Below are 26,294 nucleotides of genomic sequence, written 5' to 3' on the forward strand. Positions count from 1 at the left end.
TGCCGGAAGAGAGTTTTTTGTTTTCTGCTTTTTCCTTGCGTCCCCATTCGGAATCCTCTATAATAGTTCTGCGGGACAAGAAAACAAAGGAAGGGATTGCGAACGTGGAAGAAATTCGTCTGAATAAATACTTAAGTGAAGCCGGCGTATGCTCGCGCCGGGAAGCGGACAGACTGATAGAGGCGGGCAAGGTGCTGGTGGACGGCCAGCCTGCCGTAATGGGAATGAGAGTCCGCCCGGATCAGGAGATCCAGGTAGGGAAAAAGGTGATCGGCGGGTCAAGAGAGGAGCGTGTGCTTCTGGCCGTGTACAAGCCGCCCGGTGTGATCTGTACGACAGACCGCAGGGAAAAGCGCAATATTGTGGATTATGTGGGATATCCGGCCAGGATTTATCCCATCGGAAGGCTTGACAAGGATTCGGAAGGCCTGATTCTGATGACCAACGACGGAAGTCTGGTCAACCGGATGATGCGCGCCTCCAACCACCATGAAAAGGAATATCTGGTCACGGTAAATAAGCCGGTGACGGATGGATTCCTGGAGCGGATGAAAAAAGGCGTGCGTATCCGCAAGGTGGAAAAGGGGGAGGTGCTGCTGGATACGGTCACAAGGCCCTGCCAGGTGGAGAAGCTTGGAAAATCCAGCTTCCGCATCGTGCTTACCCAGGGGCTGAACCGGCAGATCCGAAGAATGTGCGAAGCCCTGGGCTACCAGGTGGTGAACCTGAAGCGGGTGCGGGTGCTGAATATTGAACTGAAGGGCATGAAGCCCGGAACCTGGCGCAAGGTGACGGAAAGGGAGATGGCGGAGCTTCTGGAGCTTATCCGGGATTCCCGGGAGCAGCCTGCGATTGGGAAAAAATGAAGGATCATAATATGAATATGGAAGAAAAGAAAAAAAGAATGAAAGAACTCGTGGACCTTCTGAACCGGGCCGGACGGGCCTACTATCAGGAAGCCGACGAGATTATGAGCAATTATGAATACGATGCCCTCTATGATGAGCTGGTAAGTCTGGAAAAAGAGACAGGGACGACGCTTGCGGGGAGCCCTACGGCCCACGTGGGCTATGAGGTCTTAAGCGAGCTTCCCAAGGAACGGCACGAGCGGCCCATGCTGTCTCTGGATAAGACGAAGGACGTGGAGGCGCTTAAAGACTGGGTCGGCCCTCACCGGACGCTTCTTTCCTGGAAGATGGACGGCCTTACGATTGTGCTGACCTATCAGAACGGGGAGCTTTATAAGGCGGTCACAAGAGGAAACGGCGAGGTGGGCGAGGTCATCACGAACAACGCCCGCGTATTCCGCAACATTCCCTTACGGATTCCCTTTCAGGGCGAGCTGGTGCTGCGCGGAGAGGCCGTAATCGGGTATAAGGAGTTTGAACGGATCAACGGGGAGATTCCCGAGGCGGATGCCAGATACAAGAATCCGCGCAACCTGTGCAGCGGCTCTGTACGCCAGCTGAACAATGAGATCACGGCAAAGAGAAGCGTACATTTCTTTGCGTTTTCTCTGGTGCGGGCGGAAGGCGTGGATTTTGAAAATTCCCACGAAAAGGAGTTCCTGTGGCTGAAGGCCCAGGGCTTCGAGGTGGTGGAATATAAGGTGGTGACGGCGGACAATCTGGAAGAGACTGTCCAGTGGTTCGCGTCCCGCATTGAGAAAAATGAATACCCGTCTGACGGCCTGGTAGCTCTTTACGACGATATTGCCTATGGACGGTCTCTGGGGCAGACGGCCAAGTTCCCGCGGGATTCCATGGCCTTTAAATGGGCGGATGAAATCCGGGAGACGACGCTGAAGGAGATTGAGTGGAGCCCGTCCCGGACGGGGCTTATCAATCCGGTGGCTATCTTTGAGCCGGTGGAGCTGGAGGGAACCACGGTGAGCCGTGCGTCTGTCCACAACATCAGCATTATGCGCGGGCTGGAGCTGGGAATCGGAGACACCATCGAGGTCTACAAAGCCAACATGATCATCCCGCAGATTGCGGAAAACAAGACGCGCAGCGGTGTGCGGGATATCCCGAAGGAATGTCCGGTCTGTGGGGGAGCCACAGAGATTCGCAAGGTCAATGATGTGGAATCGCTGTACTGTACCAATCCGGACTGTCAGGCGAAGAAAATCAAGTCTTTTACCCTCTTTGTGAGCCGGGATGCCCTGAACATCGAGGGCCTTTCTGAGGCGACGCTAGAGAAATTCATTGCCCGGGGCTTTATCCATGAGTTTGCGGATATTTTCCGGCTGGCACGCTTCCGGGAAGAGATTGTGGAGATGGAGGGACTTGGCGAAAAGTCCTTTGAGAACCTGAGCGCAAGCATCGAGCGGGCAAGAAAGACGACGCTGGCAAAGGTGGTTTACAGTCTGGGAATTCCCAATATCGGCCTTGCCGGCGCGAAGCTTATCTGCCGTCAGTTTGACGACGATGTGGAAAAGCTGCTTGCGGCAGACGAGGAAGAGCTGGCGGCTATCGACGGCGTGGGTGCCGTGATTGCGTCCAGCTTTACGGGGTATTTTGCGGATGAGGAGAGAAGAGAAAGATTTTTCCGGCTTCTTTCGGAGCTTGAGCTGGAAAAGGAAGAGACGGCCGGGGTTCAGGACCTGAAGGGTAAGGTGTTCGTCGTGACAGGAAGCCTGAATCATTTTACAAACCGGGCGGAGTTAAAAGAGCTGATAGAGCGCCGGGGAGGCAAGGTGACGGGCAGCGTGACGGGAAAGACGGATTATCTGATCAACAACGATACGGCTTCTGCCTCGTCAAAGAATAAGAAGGCCAGAGAGCTTGGCATTCCGGTGATTTCCGAGGAAGAGTTTTTAAAGCTGTAATGAAAAATGCAGGACGCAGGTTATCAATGAGGAGTTTTTTGAAATTATGAATACGGAACAGAAGATAGTGTTTTTTGACGTGGACGGAACCATTTACGAGGCGGGAAGGGGAACGCCGGAAAGTACCAGAGAAGCTTTAAAAACGCTTAAAAAAAACGGTCATATTCCAATTCTGTGTACGGGGAGGCCAAAGGCCTCCATGTTTCCGGAGGTGCTGGATCTGGACTTTCCCGGCATGATCTGCGGCGCAGGAACCTATATTGAATACGAGGGGCGTGTTTTGAGAAACCTGCTGCTCTCCAATGAGGTGCTGATGCAGGAGGTGCCGCGCCTGGAGAAGAGCGGCTGCTGTGTCGTGCTGGAAGGGCCGGAATACTTAAGCTGCCGGATGGACAGTGATGTCTTTCAGAAATTTTCTATTGTAGACAGGCTGAGAAAGGAATATCCGGAACGTCTGAAGGAGATCGATCCCCTGACGGACCGGGCCTGCAAGCTGACTGTGAAGATTTCGGATATGGCGGCTTTTGAAAAGCTGGTGCCGGAGCTTGAGAGAGCCTTTGAGCTTGCGAGATATGAGCGCATGCCTTATGTCGAAATGATGCCAAAGGGAGTGTCAAAGGCGGACGGCATCCGTATTCTTCTGGAAGAGCTTGACATTCCTCTTGACAATACTTATGCATTTGGGGATGGACCAAACGACCTGGAAATGTTACAATATGTACAGTACGGAACAGCGGTGGGCAATGCTGAGGAAAGCGTTCTGCGGACTGCCCGGTACAGTACGGAGGGCATCTGGGAGGATGGCGTGGCCCGGGCGCTTGAGAGGTACGGACTGATCTGACGAAGCTGGCGGCAGAATCCTCTGGAGGTGTGACTGTCAGCCGGAATCGGCCCATGGCGGGAAAGCTTCAGATCTGAGAAGGAGGAGAAGGGTATGGATAACAGGTTGTATGAGCTTATGAACTGGCCTCGGATTGAGGCGCTGGTGTACTCGGAGGAGGACGAGCCTCAGGAAATTCTCGGGCCGCACAAGACGGATGCGGGAATTCTGGTTCAGGCCTTTCTGCCGACGGCAGTCAGGATGACGGCCGTGATCAGGAGCACGGGCAAGGAGTATGAGATGGAACTGGCTGACGAAGGCGGCTTTTTTGCGGCGCTGCTTCCGGGTAAGACGGTTCCGGAATATTTTTTCCGTGTGGAGTATGACAATGGGACAGTTCAGGAGCTGGAGGATGCCTACCGTTTCCAGCCAAAGGTATTTTCGGCGAAGGATCTGGACAAGTTTCAGGCGGGCATTCATTATACCTTGTATGAAAAAATGGGCGCGCATCCGATGACGGTAAAGGGCGTGGAGGGTACCTACTTTTCTGTATGGGCCCCAAATGCGTGCCGTGTCAGCGTGGTCGGAGATTTCAATCTCTGGGATGGACGGCGTCATCCTATGCGGCGCATTGAAGAGGCAGGGATTTTTGAGCTTTTTATTCCCGGAATTGGGCCGGGAGCCTGCTATAAATATGAGATCAAGACGAAGAGCGGCCTTCCGATGCTGAAGGCGGATCCTTATGCAAATGCGGCGGAGCTTCGTCCCAATACGGCTTCCATTGTCGCAGATTTGTCCGGCTTTGAGTGGACAGACGGCGGATGGATGGAGAAGAGAAAGAAGACGGATTACAGGAAAGAGCCGGTCCTGATCTATGAGGTGCATCTGGGCTCCTGGAAGAAGCCGGAATCCGAAGAGCCGGAGGATGAACCGGTAACGCCGGCGGAGACGCGGGAATTTTACAATTACCGGGAGATCGCCCCGATGCTTGCCGGGTACGTGAAGGATATGGGATATACCCATGTGGAGCTGATGCCGATCATGGAGCATCCGCTGGATGAATCCTGGGGTTACCAGGTGACGGGATATTATGCGCCTACGGCCCGGTACGGCTCCCCGCAGGACTTCATGTATTTTATGAACTATATGCACAGCCAGGGAATCGGCGTGATTCTGGACTGGGTGCCCGCCCATTTCCCGAGAGACACCTTTGGACTGGCAGCCTTTGACGGCACCTGCCTGTATGAGCATCTGGATCCCCGGAAGGGCAGCCATCCCCACTGGGGCACTCTGATCTACAATTACGGCCGGCCTCAGGTGAAAAACTTCCTGATTGCCAATGCCCTGTACTGGACAGAGGTTTATCATGCAGACGGCATCCGCATGGACGCAGTGGCCTCGATGCTGTATCTGGATTATGGAAAAAATGACGGAGAGTGGGTGCCGAACATCTACGGCGGAAAGGAAAACCTGGAGGCAGTAGAGTTTTTGAAGCATCTGAATTCCATTTTTAAGAAGCGCAAGGACGGAGCGCTCCTGATTGCAGAGGAGTCTACAGCCTGGCCGAAGGTGACGGGTCCGGTGGAGGATGACGGGCTTGGATTTGATTTCAAGTGGAATATGGGATGGATGAATGACTTCCTGGGCTATATGCACTATGATCCGGTGTTCCGTTCCTGGCATCACGGCGAGCTGACCTTCAGTATGATTTATGCTTACAGTGAGAATTTCATCCTGAGCCTGTCCCATGACGAGGTGGTGCACGGAAAAGGAACGCTCGTGGGAAAGATGCCGGGCGACCGGGATTCGAAGCTTGACAACCTGCGGGCTGCATACGGCTTTATGATGATGCATCCGGGAAAGAAGCTTCTGTTTATGGGCCAGGAGTTTGCGACCTTTGACGAGTGGAATGAGAAGGAAAGCCTGGAGTGGGAGCTGCTCCAGTATCAGGATCATGGAAATATGCGGGAATACGTGAAGGCGCTGAATCATTTCTGCCTGGAGCATCCGGCTCTTTATGAGCTGGATCATGATCCGGACGGCTTCACCTGGATCAACAATATTTCTGCAAATGAAAACATGCTGGTGTTTACGCGCCAGTCCAGGAAGCCGGAGGAAACTCTGCTTGTGGTCTGCAACTTCTCTCCGCTGGTATATGAGAAGCATAAGATCGGAGTTCCCTTCGAGGGCCGGTATAAAGAGATCTTTAACAGCGACAGCGAAGTTTTCGGTGGAACGGACGTACTCAATAAGCGTGCGAAGCGTTCTAAGAAATCGGAATGCGACGGACGGGAGGACTCCATTGAGATAACAGTGCCGCCTATGGGAATCGCCGTATTTTCCTGTATGCAGGAGAAGGCGCCAGCGAAGGCTCCGGCGAAGAAGACTGCAGCAGTCCAGGAGAAGACTCCGGCGAAGAAGGCTGCAGCAGTCCAGGAGAAGGCTCCGGCGAAGAAGGGCGTGGAAGAAAAAGAAGGCGCCCAGGCACAGGGAAAGAAAGGACGCGGTAAGAAAGCATGAGATATCTGGCCGCTGTGACAACGGAAATGTCAGAGGAGCTGCAGTCGGAGCTTACACAGATGACGGAGCAGATCAGCAGGACGCAGGAGTATCTGGACAGGTATCTGCCGTCGGTTATCAGCTTCGGGCTCCGGCTCGTGCTGGCAGTGATTGCATTTCTGATAGGAAGCAGGGTTATCAAGATTCTGCGCAAAATTGTCCGCCGTTCCATGGAACGGGCGGGAGCCGATGTGGGAGTGATTCAGTTTCTGGATTCCCTTTTGAAGGTGATGCTGTATTTTATACTCATTATGCTCCTGGCTTCCGGCTTCGGCGTGGATACCACGTCGGTCATGGCGCTGGTGGGCTCTGCAGGACTGACTGTCGGCCTGGCCTTTCAGGGCAGTCTTTCCAATTTTGCGGGCGGAGTGCTGATTCTTCTGATCAAGCCCTTCCGTGTGGGAGATTACATTATCTATGTGAACGATAATCTGGAAGGAACCGTTTCGGAAATTCAGATGTTCTATACGATTCTTCTGACTGTGGACAACCGCAGAGTCGTGATTCCAAACGGCGTGCTGTCCAATAACAGCCTGGTCAATGTGAGCGCTCAGGACAAGCGGAGGCTGGATATCGACGTGGGAATCGGATATTCCTCCGATCTGAAGCTGGCCCGGGATCTTTGTGAAGGGCTCATAGATGAAAACGAGAAGATCCTGAAGGAGGAAGAGCATCTGGTCGTGGTGGACAGCCTGGCGGACAGCGCTGTGATGCTGAAGCTGCGCTTCTGGGTGCGCCCGGAGGATTACTGGACCACAAAATGGAAGATCACAGAGGATGTGAAGCTTCTGTTTGACGCAAATGGAATCGAAATTCCGTACAATCAGATGGACGTGAATATAAAAAAGACAGATTAAAAGGAAGAGCGGACAGCTCCTGCCGGCAGCGGCGGAGACTGTCCGTTTTTCATTTCCGCAGCAGATGCTGAAATTTGTATTTAATTGTAAAGAATACAAATTCACAGCGGATTTTCACGGATTCTGGAAAAATACCGGATAAATCTGCGGAGAGCTATTGACAGTTTGTGCAGTTTGTTGTATAAGTAAACTGTAGTGTCCTGATAAAAGATAATATAACGGAAGAGACTTGAAATAATAGAGAGGATTCCGTGAAAATAGCGGGATACAAAAAAATACAAGTGAAAATAATACAATACAAGTATTCAGCGGGAACGAAGGAATATGCCGAAATATCAGGAGATAGCCAGGTGGCTGGAGCAGGGGATCTGTGATGGAAGGTATCTTTCAGGACAAAAGCTTCCTTCTGAGCAGGCCTTGAGAGAACAGTTCGGCGTGAGCCGCCAGACGGTGAGAAGGGCTCTGGAGGTTCTGGAGGACGAAGGACTCGTGTATGGACGCCAGGGAAGCGGAACCTTTGTGGCGGACCAGGAAGCGGAAGAAAATGCGAAAAGCCGCCAGATTGCTGTGGTGACAACCTATGTAGACAATTATATATTTCCCAGAATCATTCAGGGGGTTGAAAGCGTTCTTTCCCGCGAAGGATTTCAGGTTCAGATTTCTTTTACGAATAACCGGCTTCAGAAGGAGGGGGAAATCCTGGAGAACCTGATGAATCAGGAGCTCAGGGGGATGATTATCGAGGCGACGAAGAGCGCGCTTCCGAATCCGAATATTCCTCTGTACCGCTGCCTTCTGGAAAAGGGAGTACAGATTCTCTTTCTGAACAGCGGATATCCGGAGCTGGACTGTCCGGTGGTGGCGTTGGATGATGTGGAAGCCGGCAGATGCGCGGCCCGTTTCCTTCTGGATATGGGGCACACAGAGCTGGGCGGCATCTTCAAATCCGACGATGGGCAGGGGCGGCTGCGCTACCAGGGCTTCTTAAGCGAGATCCGCAGCGCAGGACTTCAGACAGAGGACGATCAGTTCGTCTGGTACGATACAGGAGATATCGGAAGCTTTGCGCGGATGGAGAGGCGGTTTCTGGAGAGGCTGGCAGACTGCACTGCAGTGTTCTGCTATAATGACAGCGCTGCGGTGGAGCTTATGGAGCTTCTCGGAAAGAATGGAATCCGGGTTCCGGAGGATCTTTCTATTGTGAGTGTGGACGATACGGATCTGGCCCTGTATGGCGATGTAGGTCTGACCTCAGTCCATCATCCCAAGGAGGAGCTTGGGAAAAAGGCTGCGGAAATCATGCTTTCGATGCTTCGGAGAAAAGGAAGGCAGAGAAGCATTCCGGTTGCAGGATATGAATTTGGCGTCTGGCTGGCCCGGCGGGATTCGGTCAGACGGCTTAATAAATAAAAGCATGGAGGTAAGCAAAGTGAAAAGCTATAAATTTTGGTTTGCGACAGGGTCGCAGGATCTGTATGGAGATGAATGCCTTGCACATGTGGCGGAGCATTCCAGAAGGATCGTGGATTATCTGAATCAGTCGGGAAAGCTTCCCTATGAAGTCGTATGGAAGCCGACGCTGATCACAAACGAGCTGATCCGCCGGACCTTCAACGAAGCGAACATGGATGAGGAGTGCGCGGGCGTTATTACCTGGATGCACACCTTCTCTCCGGCGAAGTCCTGGATCCTGGGACTCCAGGAATACAGGAAGCCGCTGCTTCATCTGCATACGCAGTTCAACCAGGAGATCCCTTATGACACGATCGATATGGATTTCATGAATGAGAACCAGTCTGCTCATGGAGACCGCGAATACGGGCACATCGTAACGCGCATGGGAATCGAGCGGAAGGTCATCGCAGGCTACTGGGCGGATGAGAAGGTGATTGAGAGGATTGCTGCCTGGATGCGTACGGCGGTGGGCATTATGGAGAGCAGCCATATCCGGGTGGTCCGTGTAGCTGACAATATGCGCAATGTAGCCGTGACGGAGGGCGACAAGGTCGAGGCTCAGATCAAATTCGGGTGGGAGATCGACGCCTATCCGGTTAATGAGATTGCGGAATATGTGCAGGCGGTGTCCAAAGGAGACATCGACGCTCTGGTAGAGGAGTATTACAGCAAGTATGAGATTCTTCTGGAGGGCAGAGACGAAAAGGAATTCCGGGAGCATGTGGCCGTGCAGGCCGGCATTGAGATCGGGTTTGAGCGCTTCCTGAAGGAAAAGAATTATCAGGCGGTTGTCACCCATTTCGGAGATCTTGGAGCCCTGAAGCAGCTTCCGGGCCTTGCTATCCAGCGTCTGATGGAAAAGGGCTATGGCTTCGGCGGAGAGGGCGACTGGAAGACTGCCGCGATGGTACGCCTGATGAAGATTATGACAGAGGGCGTAAAGGATGCGAAGGGAACCTCCTTTATGGAGGATTATACATACAATCTGGTTCCGGGTAAGGAGGGAATCCTGCAGGCTCATATGCTGGAGGTATGCCCGTCGATTGCAGACGGCCCCATCGGCATTAAGGTACAGCCTCTGAGTATGGGAGACAGAGAGGATCCGGCCCGCCTGGTGTTTACGGCGAAGGAAGGACCCGCCATCGCAGCTTCCCTGATTGATCTGGGAACCCGCTTCCGCCTGATTGTGAACAGCGTAGACTGCAAAAAGACAGAGAAGCCGATGCCGAAGCTTCCGGTGGCGACAGCGTTCTGGACGCCGCAGCCGAGCCTGACGACAGGGGCAGAATGCTGGATTCTGGCCGGCGGAGCGCATCACACGGCGTTCTCCTACGATCTGACTGCGGAGCAGCTCGGAGACTGGGGAGAAGCGATGGGCATAGAGGTGGTATATATCGACAAGGACACTACAGTCCGGGGACTGAAGAATGAGTTGCGCTGGAATGCGGCAGCGTTCAGATAATGAAACATGATTGAAGGAGGATATGATATGAGTGGTATCAGAGAAGCAGTGGTAAACGGACAGACGACCCTGGGCATCGAGCTTGGCTCTACCAGAATCAAGGCGGTTCTGATTGACAGCAGCTATAAGGTAATTGCTTCAGGAAGCTGGGACTGGGAGAATCAGCTGGAGAACGGTGTGTGGACCTATTCCATGGAGCAGGTCCGCGAGGGACTTCAGGGAAGCTATAAGGCCCTGAAGGAGGATGTAAAGGAGAAATACGGAGTTACGCTGACAAAGATCGGCGCCATCGGAATCAGCGCCATGATGCATGGTTATCTGGTATTCGATAAGGACGGAAAGCTGCTTGCTCCGTTCCGTACCTGGAGAAATACGATGACGGCCCAGGCAGCCTCTGAGCTGATTGAGCTGTTCCAGTACAATATTCCGCAGCGCTGGAGCATTGCCCACCTGTATCATTCGACTCTGAATGGGGAGGCTCATGTGGCTGACATCGATTTTATGACGACTCTGGCAGGCTATATCCACTGGCAGCTGACAGGCGAGAAGACCATCGGAGTGTGCGAGGCGTCCGGTATGTTCCCGATCGATCCTGCCACGAAGCAGTTTAACGCAAAGATGCTGGATCAGTTCCAGGCTCTGATTGCAGATAAAAATTATTCCTGGAAGATCAGCGAAATCCTGCCGAAGGTGCAGAGTGCGGGAGAGGTTGCCGGAAGGCTGACAGAGGCCGGAGCAAGGCTTTTGGATCCGGAGGGAGATCTGGAGCCGGGAATCCCCTGCTGCCCGCCGGAGGGCGACGCCGGAACGGGCATGGCGGCTACAAACAGCGTACGGCCGCGTACCGGAAATATCTCCGCCGGAACCTCTGTGTTTGCGATGATCGTGCTGGAGCATGAGCTGAAAAAGGTGCATGAGGAGCTGGATATGATTATGACTCCGGACGGAAGCCCGGTGGCGATGGTACACTGCAACAACTGTACCTCCGATCTGAATGCCTGGGTGGGGCTCTTTAAGGAATTCGCGGAGACCTTCGGCATGGAGATCGATATGAACGATTTGTTTGGAAAGCTGTATAACAAGGCCCTGGAGGGAGACGCCGACTGCGGCGGCCTGCTGGCTTACAATTATTTCTCCGGCGAGCATCTGACGGGCTTTGAGGAAGGAAGACCCCTGTTTGTCCGGACTCCGGATTCCAGATTTACGCTGGCGAATTTCATGCGCACGCATCTGTTTACCTGCCTGGGCGCTCTGAAGACCGGCCTTGATATCCTGTTTAAGGAGGAGGGCGTCGAAGCGGATGAGGTGCTGGGACACGGCGGTCTGTTCAAGACAAAGGGCGTAGGCCAGAAGATCGTGGCGGCAGCTATGGATGTGCCGGTAGTCGTGATGGAGACGGCAGGAGAAGGCGGAGCCTGGGGAATCGCCCTTCTGGCGGATTACATGAAGGAAAGAAAGGACGGGGAAAGCCTGGGAGATTTCCTTGCAGACCGCGTATTTGCAGGAGAAAAGGGCGAAAAGGTATGGCCGGACAAGGACGATGTGGCAAGCTTTGACGAGTTCCTGGTACGCTATACAGAGGGACTTGCGATTGAGCGCGCTGCAGTGGAGCACCTGCATTAAAATCTGATGGAAAACAGGCTGCTGCCGTGAAAGGATTTGCGGCCTGTTGGAATATATTTGTGTATGGTAACCTTGAGGAAAGAGGATGCCGCTGTGGCGGCATCTTCTTTTTCCGTAAGGAAAATCGGACGCGGGCAGGGGACATTGATGTCTGCGGAAGAAACGGGGAGTTTGGGATATGCTGAAAGTGTTTTTGGTGGAAGATGAGGTCGTGATGCGGGAGGGCATCAAGAATAATATCAACTGGGAGCAGGAGGGCTTTTCCTTTGTAGGTGAGGCGAGTGACGGGGAGCTGGCCTACCCTTTGATTCAAAAGACAAAGCCGGATATCCTGATCACAGATATCAAGATGCCTTTTATGGATGGGCTGGAGCTCTCACGGCTGGTGAAGCAGGAGCTTCCGGACATCAAAATTCTGATCTTAAGCGGCTACGATGAGTTTGAATATGCAAAGGAGGCCATCAGCATCGGAATTACAGATTATCTCGTAAAGCCGATTGCGGGAGCAAAGCTTCTGGAGGCTGTGAAGAAGGTAGGAAAGAAGATAGAGGAAGAGCAGCAGCAGAAGAAGTTTCTGGAGACCTTTGAGAAGGAGCGGATGGAGAATACCCAGCTGGCCCGCCAGAAATTTTTCCGGAAGCTGGTCTCAGGGCAGTATCCGGTGTCAGCGCTTCTGAAGGAGGGACGGGACGCCGGCTTTGATCTGGCTGCAAAAAGCTATAATATTATTTTGTTTCAGCTCTTTGCAGGAGGAGAGGAAACCGGCTATTCGGAGGAGCTGAATACGCTTACCCGCTCTATCGAAGAGATGACGGATCAGATGCCGGAGGTGCTGATGGTGGAGCTGGGGCTGGAAGGCTGGGCCTTTCTTTTGAAGGGAAGCGAAGAAAAATCAGCAGGCGAAGCGGAGCGGGAGCTTCTGGACCGGCTTTTCGCGGCGATCTTTTCTGTCCGGGGAGTCAAATATTTTGGCGGTGTGGGGCAGGAGGTAGAGCGCTTAAGCGAACTGAACCGCTGCTTTGAGGAAGCCAGCCGTGCCTTTGCCTTCCGTTATCTGAAAAAACGCAATCAGATTGTGAGAAGCTCTGAGACGCCGGCCGGGGAAGCTGATCAGGAAACGATGGCTTTAGGCACACTGAGCGCAGGAAAGCTGGACCGGAGGGTGGTAGAGAGCTTTTTAAAGACCGGGCTGAAGGGGGAGGTCACCCATTTTGTGGAGGAATACTTTGCCAGCCTCGGTGAAAAAAATATCCAGTCTCTGATGTTCCGCCAGTATGTGACGATGGATACCTACTTTGCGGCCTCAGGAATTCTGGAAGAGATGGGCTGCGAGCCGGGAATTCTGGCAGAACGCTGCGGTGACTTTCAGAAAATGCCGGAGATCTTCTCATCACTGGAGGTGACCGAGGATTACCTGAAGAAGGTGCTGGAGACAGCCGTGGAGCTGCGGGAGGGCATGTCGCAGAAAAAGTACAGCTCCCTTTTGAAGGACGCCCGGGCCTATATTGAGAAGAATTATGATAATGAGGAGATTTCCCTGAATACAGTGGCGGCTTCTGTGAACCTAAGCCCCAACCATTTCAGTACGATTTTCAGCCAGGAGACGGGGAGAACCTTTATAGAATACCTGACCTCCGTACGCATGGAAAAGGCGAAGGAGCTGCTGCGCACAACCTCCATGAAAACGGCGGAGATTGCATTTGCGGTGGGATATAAGGATGCTCATTATTTCAGCTATCTGTTTAAAAAGACGCAGGAGTGCACACCCAGGGAATTCCGGGCCAGGGTATAGGCGGGCCAGGCTGAAAGGCCGCGCAGGGGGGAGCGGATCAGCCGGAAGGCCGAAGGGAAGGAGAAGGTATGTGGAAAAAGGATGCTACCATTAAAAACCGTCTGAATATGCTTTTGGTGATTTGCCTGGTGCCGCTGACGATTCTGATCCTGTACCTGGTTCTTATCATGCAGCGCTTTTCAGAGCGCTACGACGAGGTCGTGCAGAACATTACAAAGGCGAATGCCTACAACATTGATTTTAAGGACGATTTGGACTATCTGATGTATATTATTGTGGCAAATTCGGAGCGCGCGGATGAGCTGATCGATACCGAGGAGCCGAGGCGGATGATTGAAGAGGCGAGAGAGGTGTTTCAGGGTCTTTATGAATCAGCAGATGCGGAATATGGGCGCCAGAGGCTGAACCGGATTCTCAAAAGCCTCGATATTCTGGAGGACCGTGTGATAGAGATCGAGTCTGACGCTCAGATTAGCGGCTATTATGACAAGAACATGGAACGTCTTGATCTGGATATCCGCGTTCTGACGGAGCTGATCCAGGAACAGATCCAGGAATATATCTACTATGAGACGACGAATCTGGAGACGCTGAGGGGGCAGATCCGCCATGACGTAGACAACACGCTCCGGATGAGCAGCCTGGTATTCCTGCTGATTCTGGCAGGGGCCTATCTCATCAGCCGGAGAATGATGCAGGGGATCACGGAGCCCATACAGAGGCTGTGCAGGGTGACGCGCCAGGCGGCCAGCGGAGATTTTACGGTACGGGCAGAGGAACAGAGAGACGGTGAGATGGCAGTGCTGGGAGACAGCTTCAACCAGATGATCGAGAAGATTGGGAACCTGGTAGAGGACATCCGGGTTGAGCAGCTGAACCTGCGTGCCACAGAGCTGAAGCTTCTGCAGGCTCAGATTAATCCTCACTTTCTCTATAATACACTGGATACGATTGTCTGGCTGGCAGAGGCAGGGCGCAAGGATGAGGTTGTCATGATGGTGACGGCTCTCTCAGATTTCTTCCGGACTACCTTAAGCAAAGGCCGGGATTATATAACGGTGAAGGAAGAGGAGGCCCATATCCGCAGCTATCTGCAGATTCAGCAGTTCCGCTATCAGGATATTCTGGAATATTCCATTGATGTCCCAGAGGAGCTCTATGAGTACCAAATCCTGAAGCTGACCCTTCAGCCCCTTGTGGAGAACGCCCTGTACCACGGCATCAAAAACAAGCGGGGGCTGGGCCACATCCGGGTATCAGGGGAAAAGCGGGAGGATAAGCTGATATTCCGGGTATGGGATGACGGCCGGGGGATGGAGCCGGAACGGCTGGAAAAGGTCCGGCGCCTGATTGGGGGAGAGGAAGAGGTGGACAGAAGCGATCCGTCCGGCTTCGGACTCTTTAACGTAGCGCAGAGGCTGCGGCTGAATTACGGGCCCCAGTACGGAATTTCCCTGGAAAGTGAATTTGGCGAATGGACGGAGACGACGGTGGTGATTCCTGCGGTTCCGCTTTGCTGACGTTTTTTCGGAGAATATTTTGGTTGTTTTTTTCCGTACCGGGAGATGAAACGTAAAAAAATGAACTTTTTTCCAAAAAAATCTAACTTTGTTCACGGTTTGTTCAAAAGTCAGTAAAAAATTGTACTTAATTCAAAAGGATGTCCGTATCAAATTTTCTCTTCTTATTATAGAATTTGACCATAGCCAAACGAAATGGCAACAAGAATAAGGGAGGTTTCAAAATGAAGAGAAAACTTGTAAGCGCATTGGTATGTGCGGCAATGGTAGCGACTGTTCTGGCAGGCTGCGGAAACAGCAGCAGTGACACTGCTTCCACAGATGCTGCTGCTACGGAGGAGACTGCGACAGATGACGCAGCAGCAGAGGATACAGCAGCAGAGGATACCGCTGCTTCCGGAGATCTGATCAAGGTCGGCATCATCAACAATGACCCGAACGAGTCCGGATACCGTACAGCAAATGACGCTGATATGAAGGCGATGTTCACCGAGGAGAACGGCTATGACGCTTCCTTCGCATACAGCCTGAAGAACGACGAGCAGATTACCGCAGCTCAGAAGTTCATCCAGGACGGCGTTGACTATCTTCTGCTTTCCGCAGCTGATACAGCCGGATGGGATTCCGTACTGATGGACGCTCAGGCAGCCGGAACACGCGTAATCCTGTTTGACCGTACCATCGATGCAGACCCGAGCCTTTACGAGGCTTCCATCGTATCTGACATGGAGGCTGAAGGACAGACTGCGGTAGAGTGGCTGGCAGGCCAGGGACTGGATGAGTACAACATCATCCACATCCAGGGTGTTATGGGCTCCGCTGCTCAGCAGGGACGTACCAAAGCCGTGGACGAGATGGTAGCAGCAAATGACAACTGGAATCTGGTAACCCAGCAGACCGCTGAGTGGAATGCTGAGAAGGCACAGCAGATTGTACAGTCTGTTATCGACTCCGGACAGGAATTCAACGTAATCTACGCTGAGAACGACGACATGGCTAAGGGCGCTGTAGCAGCTCTTGACAAGGCAAACATCTCTCATGGTGTAGACGGCGACGTTATCATCATGGGCTTCGATACCAACACCTGGGCTCTTGAGGAGCTGCTGGCAGGAAACTGGAACTATGACGGACAGTGCAATCCTTACCAGGCTTCCTATATCGACGAAGTAATCAAGACCATCGAGAGCGGTGGCACCATCGAGGAGAAGACCATTATCATGGAGGAGAAGGGCTTCGATGCAGAGACCATTACTCAGGAAGATATTGATACTTATGGTATCTAAATCCGCTGTATAAACGGAACGTTTTGAACGAAACGTAATGGCATAAATCAAAGAAAACAAAGCGCGGCGCAGAAAGGATGGCAGTTACAGGCCTGGCCTGCACCGCGCTTTGTCTCTGAAATAAATATTTTCAGGAGGTGAACATTAGAGTGGAAGATAATGCTGTATTACAGATGAGAAATATACATAAAAGCTTTCCGGGAGTTAAGGCTCTGTCTGGTGTGGACTTCACCCTCCGCAAGGGCGAAATTCATGCGCTGATGGGTGAAAACGGCGCCGGTAAATCCACGCTGATCAAGGTTCTGACCGGAGTATATACGAAGGATGAGGGACATATTTACCTGGACGGGCATGAGAAGGAAGTGCAGGTCCGCTCGCCCCAGGAGGCACAGAAGCTTGGCATCAGCCCGGTATATCAGGAGATTACCCTGTGTCCGAATCTTTCCGTGGCGGAAAACATGTACATCGGCCGGACGCCCGGAGCGGTTCAGAACTGGAGAAAGATGAATAAAGATGCTGACAAGCTTCTGAAATCTCTGGACATTCCGGCGAAGGCAACCCAGCAGCTTTCTACCTGCTCCCTCGCGGTGCAGCAGATGATCGCGATCGCAAGAGCCGTAGATACGGACTGCAAGGTTCTGATTCTTGACGAGCCGACTTCTTCTCTGGATGAACAGGAGGTAGAAAAGCTCTTTAAGCTTATGCGGGATTTGCGCGGCAGAGGGGTAGGCATCATTTTCGTAACCCATTTCCTGGATCAGGTGTATGAGGTCTGTGACCGGATTACGGTTATGCGTGACGGCTGTCTGGTGGGAGAATATGAGATTAAGGATCTTCCCCGCGTACAGCTGGTATCCAAGATGCTGGGCAAGGAGCTGGACGATCTGTCTGACATTCAGGGAGAATACAAGTCCTATGAAAGAAAGGAAGGAGAGCTTCCGGTCTTTGAGGTTGAGCAGCTTTACAGCAATGCCGGAATCAAGCCCTTTGATTTCCATATTGATAAAGGCGAGGTCAATGGCTTCACCGGACTTCTGGGCTCCGGACGAAGCGAGTGCGTGCGCGCTATCTTTGGCGCGGATCGCGTCCTTGGCGGAAAGGTGAAGAAAAATGGAAAGCCGATCAAGATTTCCAAGCCAATCGACGCCATGCGCCAGGGGATCGGCTATCTGCCTGAGGATAGAAAGCGGGACGGCATTGTCGGAGATTTGTCTGTGCGCGATAATATTATTCTGGCGCAGCAGGTGCTCCGCGGCTTCCTGAAGCCTTATTCCAGGGCTGAGGCAGACAAGATCGCGGACGAATACATTAAGCTTTTGAATATCAAGACAGCCTCGGCAGACACGCCGATCAAATCTCTGTCCGGAGGAAATCAGCAGAAGGTAATTCTGGCCCGCTGGCTTCTGACACATCCGGAATACCTGATTCTCGACGAGCCGACCCGTGGTATTGACGTGGGAACCAAGGTGGACATTCAGAAGCTGGTATTGAAGCTGGCGTCCGAGGGAATGAGCGTGACCTTTATTTCCTCTGAAATGGACGAGATGCTTCGTACCTGTTCCAGATTGATCGTAATGCGGGATCGCAGGGTTGTGGGAGAGCTGACCGGCAGCGATCTGAATCAGACCAGCATTATGAGTACGATTGCCGGAGGTGACAAATAATGCAGACAAATGAAACGAAAAATGCGGGCGTTTCCGGTTTCTTCGGAAGAATGATCCGGAAGCAGGTGATGATTCCCCTGGCAGCCCTTCTGTTACTGTTTCTGTTCAATTTGATTATGGATCCGTCCTTTTTCAAGATCGAGCTTGGCTACAACAGCGCGGGAAACCCTGTTTTGTCAGGCTTCCTGATCACGATCCTGGACAGTGGCTCTGAGCTGGCGATTCTGGCTATTGGTATGACGCTGGTGACAGCGGCGACTGGAGGACAGGACATCAGTGTGGGAGCTACTACCGCTATCGCCGGCAGTGTGCTGCTGCGTGTGCTCTGCGGAACGAATTCCCGCCCGGAGACTCTGCAGGCCCCGATTATCGTGGCGTTTCTGGCAGCCTGTGTGGTAGCAATGCTTTTTGGAGCGTTTAACGGCGTGCTGGTAGCAGTCTTTAAGATACAGCCCATGATTGCCACGCTGATTTTGTACACGGCGGGCCGCTCCATCGCAGCCTGGATTAACAACAATGAGCTGCCGGTTGTCAGTGATGAGTCTCTTACCTACTTTGGTGAATTTATACCGGGAATTCCGATTCCGACCCCCTTCTTTATCGCGGTGGCCTGTATGATCGTTATCGGCCTGGTTCTGAAATTCACGAACCTGCGCCTGTATACCCAGGCAGTCGGCATCAATGAGAATTCTTCCAAGCTGAACGGCCTGAATCCGGTGTTTATCAAGATCCTTTCCTTCGTGATTCTGGGTCTTTGTGTGGCAGTGGTAGGACTGATTAAGGTAGCCCGTATTTCCACTATCAATTATTCTGTTATTGCGAAGGACATAGAGATGGACGCCATTCTGGCGGTGGCTCTCGGTGGAAATGCCTTGAGCGGCGGAAAATTCAACATGACCGCTTCTATTATTGGAGCTTACGTAATTCAGTGCCTGACAACGACCCTTTACAAGTTCCAGGTACGTTCCGACGCGCTTCCGGCTTACAAGGCCATCGTAGTTATCGTGCTGGTAATCGTCAGCGCACCGGTAGTAAGAGAAAAATTCAATGCCTTTATGGCGAAGCGTAAGGTAAAGGAGGCTGCTTAATATGTCAAAGGGATTTGGAAGCAAGATTAAAAATATCAGTGACACGAACCTGCTCCTTACCATTACCATCGTTGTATTCTTCCTGATGTATATCGGAGCGATGATCTTCCAGGGAGAGGGCTTCTTAAAGCCTCAGGCTCTGTTCAATATCCTGAATGCGAACGCGGCTCTTATCATTCTGTCCTGCGGCATGAGCATTGTCATGATTACAGGCGGCATTGATATTTCCGTGGGCGGAGTGACAGCGCTTATCAGTATGTGCTGCGCAGTTTATCTGGATAAGGCAGGCGGAAACGTGGCGGTGTCTGTTCTGATTGCCATTCTGATTGGACTGGGCTTCGGCCTGGTACAGGGCTTTCTGGTAGCATATCTGGAGATTCAGCCCTTCATCGTAACGCTGGCAGGGATGTTCTTTGCACGCGGTATGACGACGATTGTAAATACCGAGCCCTTTAACGTATCAAATGAGGCGTTTGTGGCTCTGAAGAATACGCGTATCATCGTTCCGGGCATGGGTTCCGTGAACCGGCTTGGCAATTACGTGGATGCTTATGTGGAAATCGGAGTGATTGTGGCGATTCTGGTTGTGATTGTCATGTTCTGTGTGTTAAAATGGACAAAGCTCGGCCGTAACTTCTACGCGGTGGGCGGCAACAGCCAGAGCGCGCTGATGCTTGGCATCAATGTAAAACGCACAAAATTCATTGCGCATCTGCTCTGCGGCGTTCTGGCAGGTATCGGCGGCTTTGTGTATTTCCTGCACGTAGGCTCCGGTTCTCCCTCTCACGCAAGCGGCGCTGAGATGAACGCCATTGCGTCCTCCATCATTGGCGGCACGATGCTGACCGGAGGCGTAGGAAATATCATAGGAACCTTTTTTGGAGTGCTTTCCTTGAGTACAATTCAGAATATCGTTTCCTCCGCCGGACTGGATCAGGCCTGGTGGACAGGAATCACTGTGGCTGCAATGCTGTGCCTGTTCCTTGTGGTACAAAGTGTTGTGATGGCAGTGCGGAAAAAAGGATCTGTGAAATAATACGGATATGATTTATCATGCAGAGCCGCCGGTTCATACAGGGACTTGAAGCGGCTCTGATTTTACCACACAGGGAGTCTGCCCGTTTTGTTCGGGTTTAGGGTGAAGCTTATGAAAAAAATGGTTGTGGGAATCGGCATTCTGCTGTGTCTGCTGCTCTGGTTTTCCAGCTGCGGGACCAGGATAGAGGAGTCTGAAACGGTTCCAGGCAGTGACCTTCTGGAGGAAGAAAAGGAGCTTGCTGCAGAGGGAGACAATTACATAGTGGTGGGCTTTTCTCAGGTCGGCTCGGAGTCTGACTGGCGTATTGCAAGCACGGAGTCTTTTAAAGGAACCTTCACCCAGGAGAACGGCTACTATCTGATTTTTGAGGACGCTCAGCAGAAGCAGGAGAATCAGCTCAAGGCCATGAGAGACTTTATTCTCCAGGAGGTAGATTATATTATCCTGGATCCGATTGTGGAGACCGGATGGGACGCGGTGCTTCAGGAGGCAAAGGATGCGGGAATTCCGGTGATTGTAGCGGACCGGCAGGTTAAGGTGTCGGATGAAAGCCTCTATACGGCCTGGGTAGGCAGCGACTTTGAGGAGCAGGGGCGCAGAGCCGGAGAATGGCTGGCGGACTATCTGGAAGGACAGGGACGGTCCTCGGAGGAGATTCGGATCGTGACGCTGCAGGGAACCCTGGATTCTACAGCGCAGCTGGGAAGAACCGGAGGCTTTGGCCAGATTCTGAAGCAGCATGACAACTGGACCATGCTGGAGCGCAGAGATGCAGATTTTACGCAGACTAAGGGACAGGAGGTAATGGAAGACTTCCTGAAGGCCTATCCTGACATAGATGTGGTAATCAGTGAAAACGATAATATGACATTTGGAGCCATCGAGGCCATTGAAGCGGCAGGGAAAACCTGCGGGCCGGACGGAGACATCATTATTATTTCCTTTGATGCGGGCCGGGCGGCGCTTCAGGCTATGGCAGAGGGAAAAATCAACGCAGATTTTGAGTGCAATCCCAATCTGGGGCCGCTTGTCTCCGATATCATTCAGAAGCTGGAGCAGGGAGAAGAGGCGGAAAAGCTTCAGTATGTGAAGGAAACATATTTTGATCCGTCGATGGATCTGCAGGCTCTGATTGAGGAGAGAAGCTATTAAACATAACAGGAGGAATCAAAAATGAGCAATATTCCAGTAGTAAAAGCGGGAATTGTAGCGGTTAGCCGGGACTGCTTCCCGGAATCTCTTTCCGTAAACCGCAGAAAGGCTCTTGTAGAGGCTTATACAAAAAAATATGACGCAGCGGATATCTATGAATGTCCGGTCTGCATTGTAGAGAGCGAGATCCACATGGTTCAGGCTCTGGAAGACATCAAGAGGGAAGGCTGCAACGCCCTGGTTGTTTACCTTGGAAATTTCGGACCGGAAATTTCCGAGACCCTGCTCGCAAAGCACTTTGACGGCCCGGTGATGTTCGTGGCTGCGGCAGAGGAAACCGGAAAGGATCTGGTACAGGGCCGCGGCGACGCATACTGCGGCATGCTGAATGCCAGCTACAACCTGAAGCTTCGCGGCGTAAAGGCCTACATTCCGGAGTATCCTGTGGGAACGGCGGAAGAGTGCGCAGACATGATTCATGAGTTCCTTCCGATTGCGAGAGCTCTTGTGGGACTTTCGGATCTTAAGATCATCAGCTTTGGACCGAGGCCGTTAAACTTCCTGGCCTGCAACGCGCCGATTCAGCAGCTTTACAATCTGGGCGTGGAGATCGAGGAAAACTCAGAGCTCGACCTTTTTGAGGCATTCAACAAGCATGCGGGAGATCCGAGAATTCCGGATGTGATAAAGGATATGGAAAAGGAGCTGGGTGAGGGCAACAAAAAGCCGCAGATCCTGGAAAAGCTGGCGCAGTACGAGCTGACGCTGCTTGATTGGATCGAGGAGCACAGAGGCTATCGCAAATACGTGACCATCGCCGGAAAATGCTGGCCTGCCTTCCAGACCCAGTTTGGCTTTGTTCCCTGCTATGTAAACAGCCGTCTGGCAGGACGCGGAATCCCGGTATCCTGCGAGGTGGATATCTACGGCGCCTTAAGCGAGTTCATCGGAACCTGCGTGAGCCAGGATGCCGTAACGCTTCTTGATATCAATAATACAGTACCTGCCGATCTTTATAATGAAGATATTGCAGGCAAGTTCCCATATACGCAGAAGGATACCTTTATGGGCTTCCACTGCGGCAACACCTGTTCCAGCAAGCTGACCTCCTGCTCCATGAAGTATCAGCTGATTATGGCGAGAAGCCTGCCGGAGGAGGTAACCCAGGGAACCCTTGAGGGCGATATCGTTCCCGGAGACATCACGTTCTTCCGTCTGCAGAGCACGGCAGACTGCAAGCTGCGCGCTTATGTGGCTCAGGGAGAGATCCTGCCGGTAGCGACCAGGTCCTTCGGCTCCATCGGAGTCTTTGCGATTCCGGAGATGGGACGGTTTTACCGCCATGTATTGATTGAGGAAAACTTCCCGCACCACGGCGCCGTAGCGTTTGGACACCATGGAAAAGCGCTTTACGAGATATTCAAGTATCTGGGCGTACAGCCGGAGAAGATCGGCTTCAACCGTCCGAAGGGAATGCTGTATCCGACGGAGAATCCGTTCGCGTAAGCTGGATTCTCAGCCGCTGCACTATGTCATATATGCTGATAGAAGCTGCCGGAGAGGCCCCTTGTGGGGGAGGCTCCGGCAGTTTTTTCGGTATTCGTGAGATAAAGTGTTGATTTCGTAAAAAATTCATCTAAAAACCAAGAAAATTAACTATAAAAACCAAGAAATTCATGATATAATCAAGTATAAAGAGTACTGCTTCCGGCAGATAAGCGGTCTGCAGATTCTGGACAGATGGGAAGCAGCCGGGGATCTGGGAACGGGCAGCAGAGGGAACACAGAACGGGAGGAAAGAAATATGCTGGCTATCGAGAGAAAGAATGAAATTCTGGCAATTCTGCAGAAGGAGCAGAGAGTTCTGGTTTCTGAGCTGAGCAAGCGGTATGAGGTGACGGACGAGACAATCCGCAGGGATCTGGAAAAGCTGGAGAAGGAGGGCTTCGTAAAGAGGACCTATGGGGGAGCGGTGCTGAACAAGCGGAAGGATCTTGACATGCCCCTTCGAATCCGCGAGAGGACAAACCGGGGAGAGAAGCAGATTATCGCGGGACTGGTGAGAGAGCTGATAGAGGAAGGCGATCGGATTATGCTGGACGCGTCCTCCACCTCCCTTATGATCGCGAAGGAGCTGAAAAGCATGGATAAGCTCATCGTTATCACGAATTCGGTGGAGGTTCTGATAGAGCTGGCCGGACACGATGGAATTCAGGTCATTTCCACAGGAGGGAATCTGAACGAAACCTCCCTTTCGCTGGTGGGGAACGCGGCGCAGAAGGTGCTGAACGGATATCACGTGGACAAGGCAGTGTTTTCCTGCAAAGGAATTGATATAAAGGAAGGAATCACAGATTCCAACGAATTGGACAGCGATATTAAAAATGTCATGTACGCCTGCGCGGATACGGCGATCCTGGCTGTGGACAGCAGCAAATTTGACAGGGTGTCCTTTGTCAAGACCATGCGCCTGAAGCAGGGCGATATTCTGGTGACCGATCGAAGGCCGTCGGAGGACTGGCAGATGTACCTTGAGGATCTGGGCGTGCGTCTGGTATCGCCGAAGGAATAGGAAGGATGATTAAGGGTTTATAGGTATCCCTTGAATAACCTAAATAATGATGCAAGGGGAAGGAATCAATATGGGAGAGACTGTTTACAACCTGGCGTTTGATTTTGGCGCGTCCAGCGGGCGCATGGTGCTCTGTAAGCTGGAGGATGGGAAGCTGGAGCTGGAGGAGCTTCACCGTTTTCCGAATCCTGAGGTAAGAATTGGGGGACACATTTACTGGGATCTGTTCCGTCTTTATTATGAGATGAAGCAGGGGCTGAAAAAGGCCGCGGCCAAAAAAGTGCCGATTCAAAGTCTGGCTGTGGATACCTGGGGAGTAGATTATGGCCTGTTTGACAAGGACGGAAATCTGATTGGAACCCCGGTGAATTACAGAGATTCCAGGACGGACGGCGTCATTGATGAGATTGCGGAGGTGATTCCGCTGGAGGAGCTTTACAACCGGACTGGAATCGAGTTTATGTATTTTAATACGATTTTCCAGCTGTGGGCGGAGAAGAAGATGCGTCCGGTCATTCTGGACAATGCAAAACGCCTGCTGTTTATGCCAGAGCTTTTCGGGTATTTTCTGACTGGAATCATGTATACAGAATATACCTTTGCCAGCACATCCCAGCTTCTGGACGCCAGAAAGCGGGAATGGGACTATGAGCTGATTGAAAGGCTGGGGCTGAATAAGGAGATGTTCGGAGACATCGTGATGCCGGGCACGATTATCGGCGATCTGCTTCCGGAGGTGGAAGAGGAGACAGGACTGCATGGCGTCAAGGTGATTGCGGTGGGAAGCCACGATACAGCCTCCGCTGTGGCGGGAGCGCCTCTGGAATCGGACGACGCAGCCTTCTTAAGCTGCGGCACCTGGTCTCTGCTTGGCATGGTGCTGGACGAGCCGATCCTGAACGAAGCCTCTTATAAATACAATTATACCAACGAGGGAAGCATCGATGGAAAGATACAGTTCCTGAAAAATATCAACGGCCTGTGGATTATGCAGAATCTGCGCCGCAACTGGTGTGAGTTCGAAAAAGAGGTATCCTTCCCGGATATCATCCGCGAGGCGCGCGCGGCGAAGAGAAAGGATTTCACGATCAAGGTTAAGGATCCGAGATTTACGGCTCCCCTGAATATGATGAAGGAGATCGTGGCATACTGCCAGGAGACCGGGCAGGGCACGCCAGAAGGCCTCGGAGAGATGGCGATGGCGATCTACAACGGCCTGACCGACGAATACCGCAAATCGATTCAGTACATGGAAGAGATCACCGGAAAGACGGTTTCCTGCATCAATATGGTGGGCGGCGGCATCCAGGATGAGCTGCTCTGTGAGCTGACCGCAAAGGCTACCGGAAAGCGGGTAATGGCAGGTCCCACGGAGGGTTCTGTTCTTGGAAACAGCATTGTGCAGCTTGTGGCTATGGGGGCGGTCGAGAGCGTGCAGGCAGGACGTGAAATCATTCGGAACTCCTTTGACGTAAAGGTTTATGAGCCGTAGCATGAATGACAGAAAAAAAGAATTCCGTTCTGGAATTGTGGACGGAATCCCGATTGCGCTGGGGTATCTGGCTGTATCGTTTACGTTTGGAATTATGGCTGGAGACGCAGGGCTTACAATTGCGCAGGCTGTGCTCCTGTCTCTGACGAATCTGACAAGCGCAGGGCAGTTTGCGGGGCTTGGCGTGATACAGGCAGGCGCCTCTCTTGCGGAGATGGCGTTGACGCAGCTGATTATCAATCTGCGGTACTGCCTGATGTCCTGCTCCCTGTCGCAGAAGCTGCCGCGGACCATGCCGTTTTTCCACCGGTTTTTTATGGCCTATGGCGTGACCGATGAGATTTTTGGCGTTTCGGTCTGCCGGGAGGGCAATTTAAGCCCCTGGTACAGCTATGGGCTTATGAGCGCAGCGGTGCCCGGCTGGACGATTGGAACTCTGCTGGGGGCCGTCTCCGGAAGCCTGCTTCCCCAGAGACTCTTAAGCGCCCTGAGCGTGGCCCTTTATGGAATGTTTCTGGCCGTGATTCTGCCGCCGGCCCGCAAAAACAAGGTGCTGATGGGGATTATCCTGGTATCGATGGCTGCCAGCCTTTTCTTTGCGAAGCTGCCGGTCTTAAGGGAGATTTCCTCCGGGTTTAAAATTATTATCCTGACTGTCCTGATCGCGGGAGGCGCGGCTTTCCTGTTTCCGGTAAAGGAGGAAAGTTAATATGTACAGCGTTTACGTCTATATTTTGGTCATGGCAGTGGTGACCTATTTGATCCGGATGATTCCGCTTGCACTCCTGAAAAAGGAAATTACAAATACATGGGTGAAATCGTTCCTGTACTATGTGCCCTATGTGACGCTGGCAGTCATGACCTTTCCTGCGATTTTGGAAGCTACAGGCTCACTGATTTCAGGAGCGGCTGCGTTTGCAGTGGCGGTTTTTATGGCTTACCGCGGGCAGAGCCTGATCAAGGTGGCGGCTGCGGCCTGCGCCGCAGTTTTTGTGCTGGAGCTGTTCCTGGTTCGCCCTGCCTTTTGATATTTTCTATGCCGGAGCATGGGGAAAGCAATGTCTGCAGAAGCTTTTGCGGAGGCAT

The 26,294-nt window shown here is 52.4% G+C and carries 20 protein-coding genes; all 20 read left to right on the forward strand.

What is annotated here, in order from left to right; all coding sequences use genetic code 11:
* The first annotated feature begins 104 nt into the window (after positions 1-104).
* On the forward strand, positions 105-866 hold the full coding sequence (locus B5E77_RS06915) for a pseudouridine synthase (protein WP_330394635.1): 762 nt from the start codon (positions 105-107) through the stop codon (positions 864-866).
* Between the two features lie 17 nt (positions 867-883).
* Positions 884-2,830: an NAD-dependent DNA ligase LigA gene (ligA, locus tag B5E77_RS06920; RefSeq protein WP_087164772.1), complete on the forward strand. Its 1,947-nt coding sequence runs from the start codon at positions 884-886 to the stop codon at positions 2,828-2,830.
* A 46-nt stretch (positions 2,831-2,876) separates the two neighbouring features.
* The gene (locus B5E77_RS06925) at positions 2,877-3,671 is read left to right on the forward strand and encodes an HAD family hydrolase (RefSeq protein ID WP_087164638.1); all 795 of its coding nucleotides are present in this window, start codon (positions 2,877-2,879) and stop codon (positions 3,669-3,671) included.
* A gap of 93 nt (positions 3,672-3,764) precedes the next feature.
* Complete coding sequence (gene glgB, locus B5E77_RS06930; RefSeq protein WP_087164639.1) at positions 3,765-6,170, forward strand: 1,4-alpha-glucan branching protein GlgB; 2,406 nt, start codon at positions 3,765-3,767, stop codon at positions 6,168-6,170.
* The gene (locus B5E77_RS06935; RefSeq protein WP_087164640.1) at positions 6,167-7,066 is read left to right on the forward strand and encodes a mechanosensitive ion channel family protein; all 900 of its coding nucleotides are present in this window, start codon (positions 6,167-6,169) and stop codon (positions 7,064-7,066) included. The genes glgB and B5E77_RS06935 overlap by 4 nt, the downstream gene beginning before the upstream one ends.
* 324 nt (positions 7,067-7,390) lie before the next feature.
* A complete protein-coding gene (locus tag B5E77_RS06940; RefSeq protein WP_087164641.1) occupies positions 7,391-8,476 on the forward strand; it encodes a GntR family transcriptional regulator in 1,086 nt (361 codons plus the stop codon).
* A gap of 4 nt (positions 8,477-8,480) precedes the next feature.
* Entirely contained in the window at positions 8,481-9,983 is a 1,503-nt protein-coding gene (gene araA, locus B5E77_RS06945; RefSeq protein ID WP_087164773.1) for an L-arabinose isomerase, read from the forward strand.
* A gap of 27 nt (positions 9,984-10,010) precedes the next feature.
* A complete protein-coding gene (locus B5E77_RS06950) occupies positions 10,011-11,606 on the forward strand; it encodes a xylulokinase (protein WP_087164642.1) in 1,596 nt (531 codons plus the stop codon).
* Positions 11,607-11,784: 178 nt separating this feature from the next.
* The gene (locus tag B5E77_RS06955) at positions 11,785-13,398 is read left to right on the forward strand and encodes a response regulator (RefSeq protein ID WP_087164643.1); all 1,614 of its coding nucleotides are present in this window, start codon (positions 11,785-11,787) and stop codon (positions 13,396-13,398) included.
* A 68-nt stretch (positions 13,399-13,466) separates the two neighbouring features.
* A complete protein-coding gene (locus B5E77_RS06960; protein WP_087164644.1) occupies positions 13,467-14,918 on the forward strand; it encodes a sensor histidine kinase in 1,452 nt (483 codons plus the stop codon).
* Positions 14,919-15,142: 224 nt separating this feature from the next.
* Positions 15,143-16,201: an ABC transporter substrate-binding protein gene (locus B5E77_RS06965; protein WP_087164645.1), complete on the forward strand. Its 1,059-nt coding sequence runs from the start codon at positions 15,143-15,145 to the stop codon at positions 16,199-16,201.
* 173 nt (positions 16,202-16,374) lie between these two features.
* A complete protein-coding gene (locus B5E77_RS06970; protein ID WP_087164774.1) occupies positions 16,375-17,865 on the forward strand; it encodes a sugar ABC transporter ATP-binding protein in 1,491 nt (496 codons plus the stop codon).
* Entirely contained in the window at positions 17,865-18,953 is a 1,089-nt protein-coding gene (locus B5E77_RS06975) for an ABC transporter permease (RefSeq protein WP_087164646.1), read from the forward strand. Before B5E77_RS06970 ends, B5E77_RS06975 begins: the two co-directional genes overlap by 1 nt.
* A 1-nt stretch (position 18,954) precedes the next feature.
* Positions 18,955-19,989 (forward strand): ABC transporter permease, encoded by a 1,035-nt coding sequence (locus B5E77_RS06980; protein ID WP_087164647.1) that lies wholly within the window; start codon positions 18,955-18,957, stop codon positions 19,987-19,989.
* Positions 19,990-20,100: 111 nt separating this feature from the next.
* Positions 20,101-21,144, forward strand: coding sequence for an ABC transporter substrate-binding protein (locus B5E77_RS06985; RefSeq protein WP_087164648.1), 1,044 nt, complete (start codon positions 20,101-20,103; stop codon positions 21,142-21,144).
* A gap of 21 nt (positions 21,145-21,165) precedes the next feature.
* Positions 21,166-22,650, forward strand: coding sequence for an L-fucose/L-arabinose isomerase family protein (locus B5E77_RS06990; RefSeq protein ID WP_087164649.1), 1,485 nt, complete (start codon positions 21,166-21,168; stop codon positions 22,648-22,650).
* 298 nt (positions 22,651-22,948) lie between these two features.
* A complete protein-coding gene (locus B5E77_RS06995) occupies positions 22,949-23,716 on the forward strand; it encodes a DeoR/GlpR family DNA-binding transcription regulator (RefSeq protein WP_087164650.1) in 768 nt (255 codons plus the stop codon).
* Between the two features lie 70 nt (positions 23,717-23,786).
* Positions 23,787-25,208: a rhamnulokinase gene (locus tag B5E77_RS07000; protein ID WP_087164651.1), complete on the forward strand. Its 1,422-nt coding sequence runs from the start codon at positions 23,787-23,789 to the stop codon at positions 25,206-25,208.
* Position 25,209: 1 nt separating this feature from the next.
* Positions 25,210-25,917, forward strand: coding sequence for an AzlC family ABC transporter permease (locus B5E77_RS07005; protein WP_087164652.1), 708 nt, complete (start codon positions 25,210-25,212; stop codon positions 25,915-25,917).
* Position 25,918: 1 nt separating this feature from the next.
* Entirely contained in the window at positions 25,919-26,236 is a 318-nt protein-coding gene (locus B5E77_RS07010) for an AzlD domain-containing protein (protein ID WP_087164653.1), read from the forward strand.
* Positions 26,237-26,294: the final 58 nt, after the last annotated feature.

It is taken from the genome of Lachnoclostridium sp. An131 (genome assembly GCF_002160825.1).
Taxonomy (GTDB): domain Bacteria; phylum Bacillota; class Clostridia; order Lachnospirales; family Lachnospiraceae; genus Laedolimicola.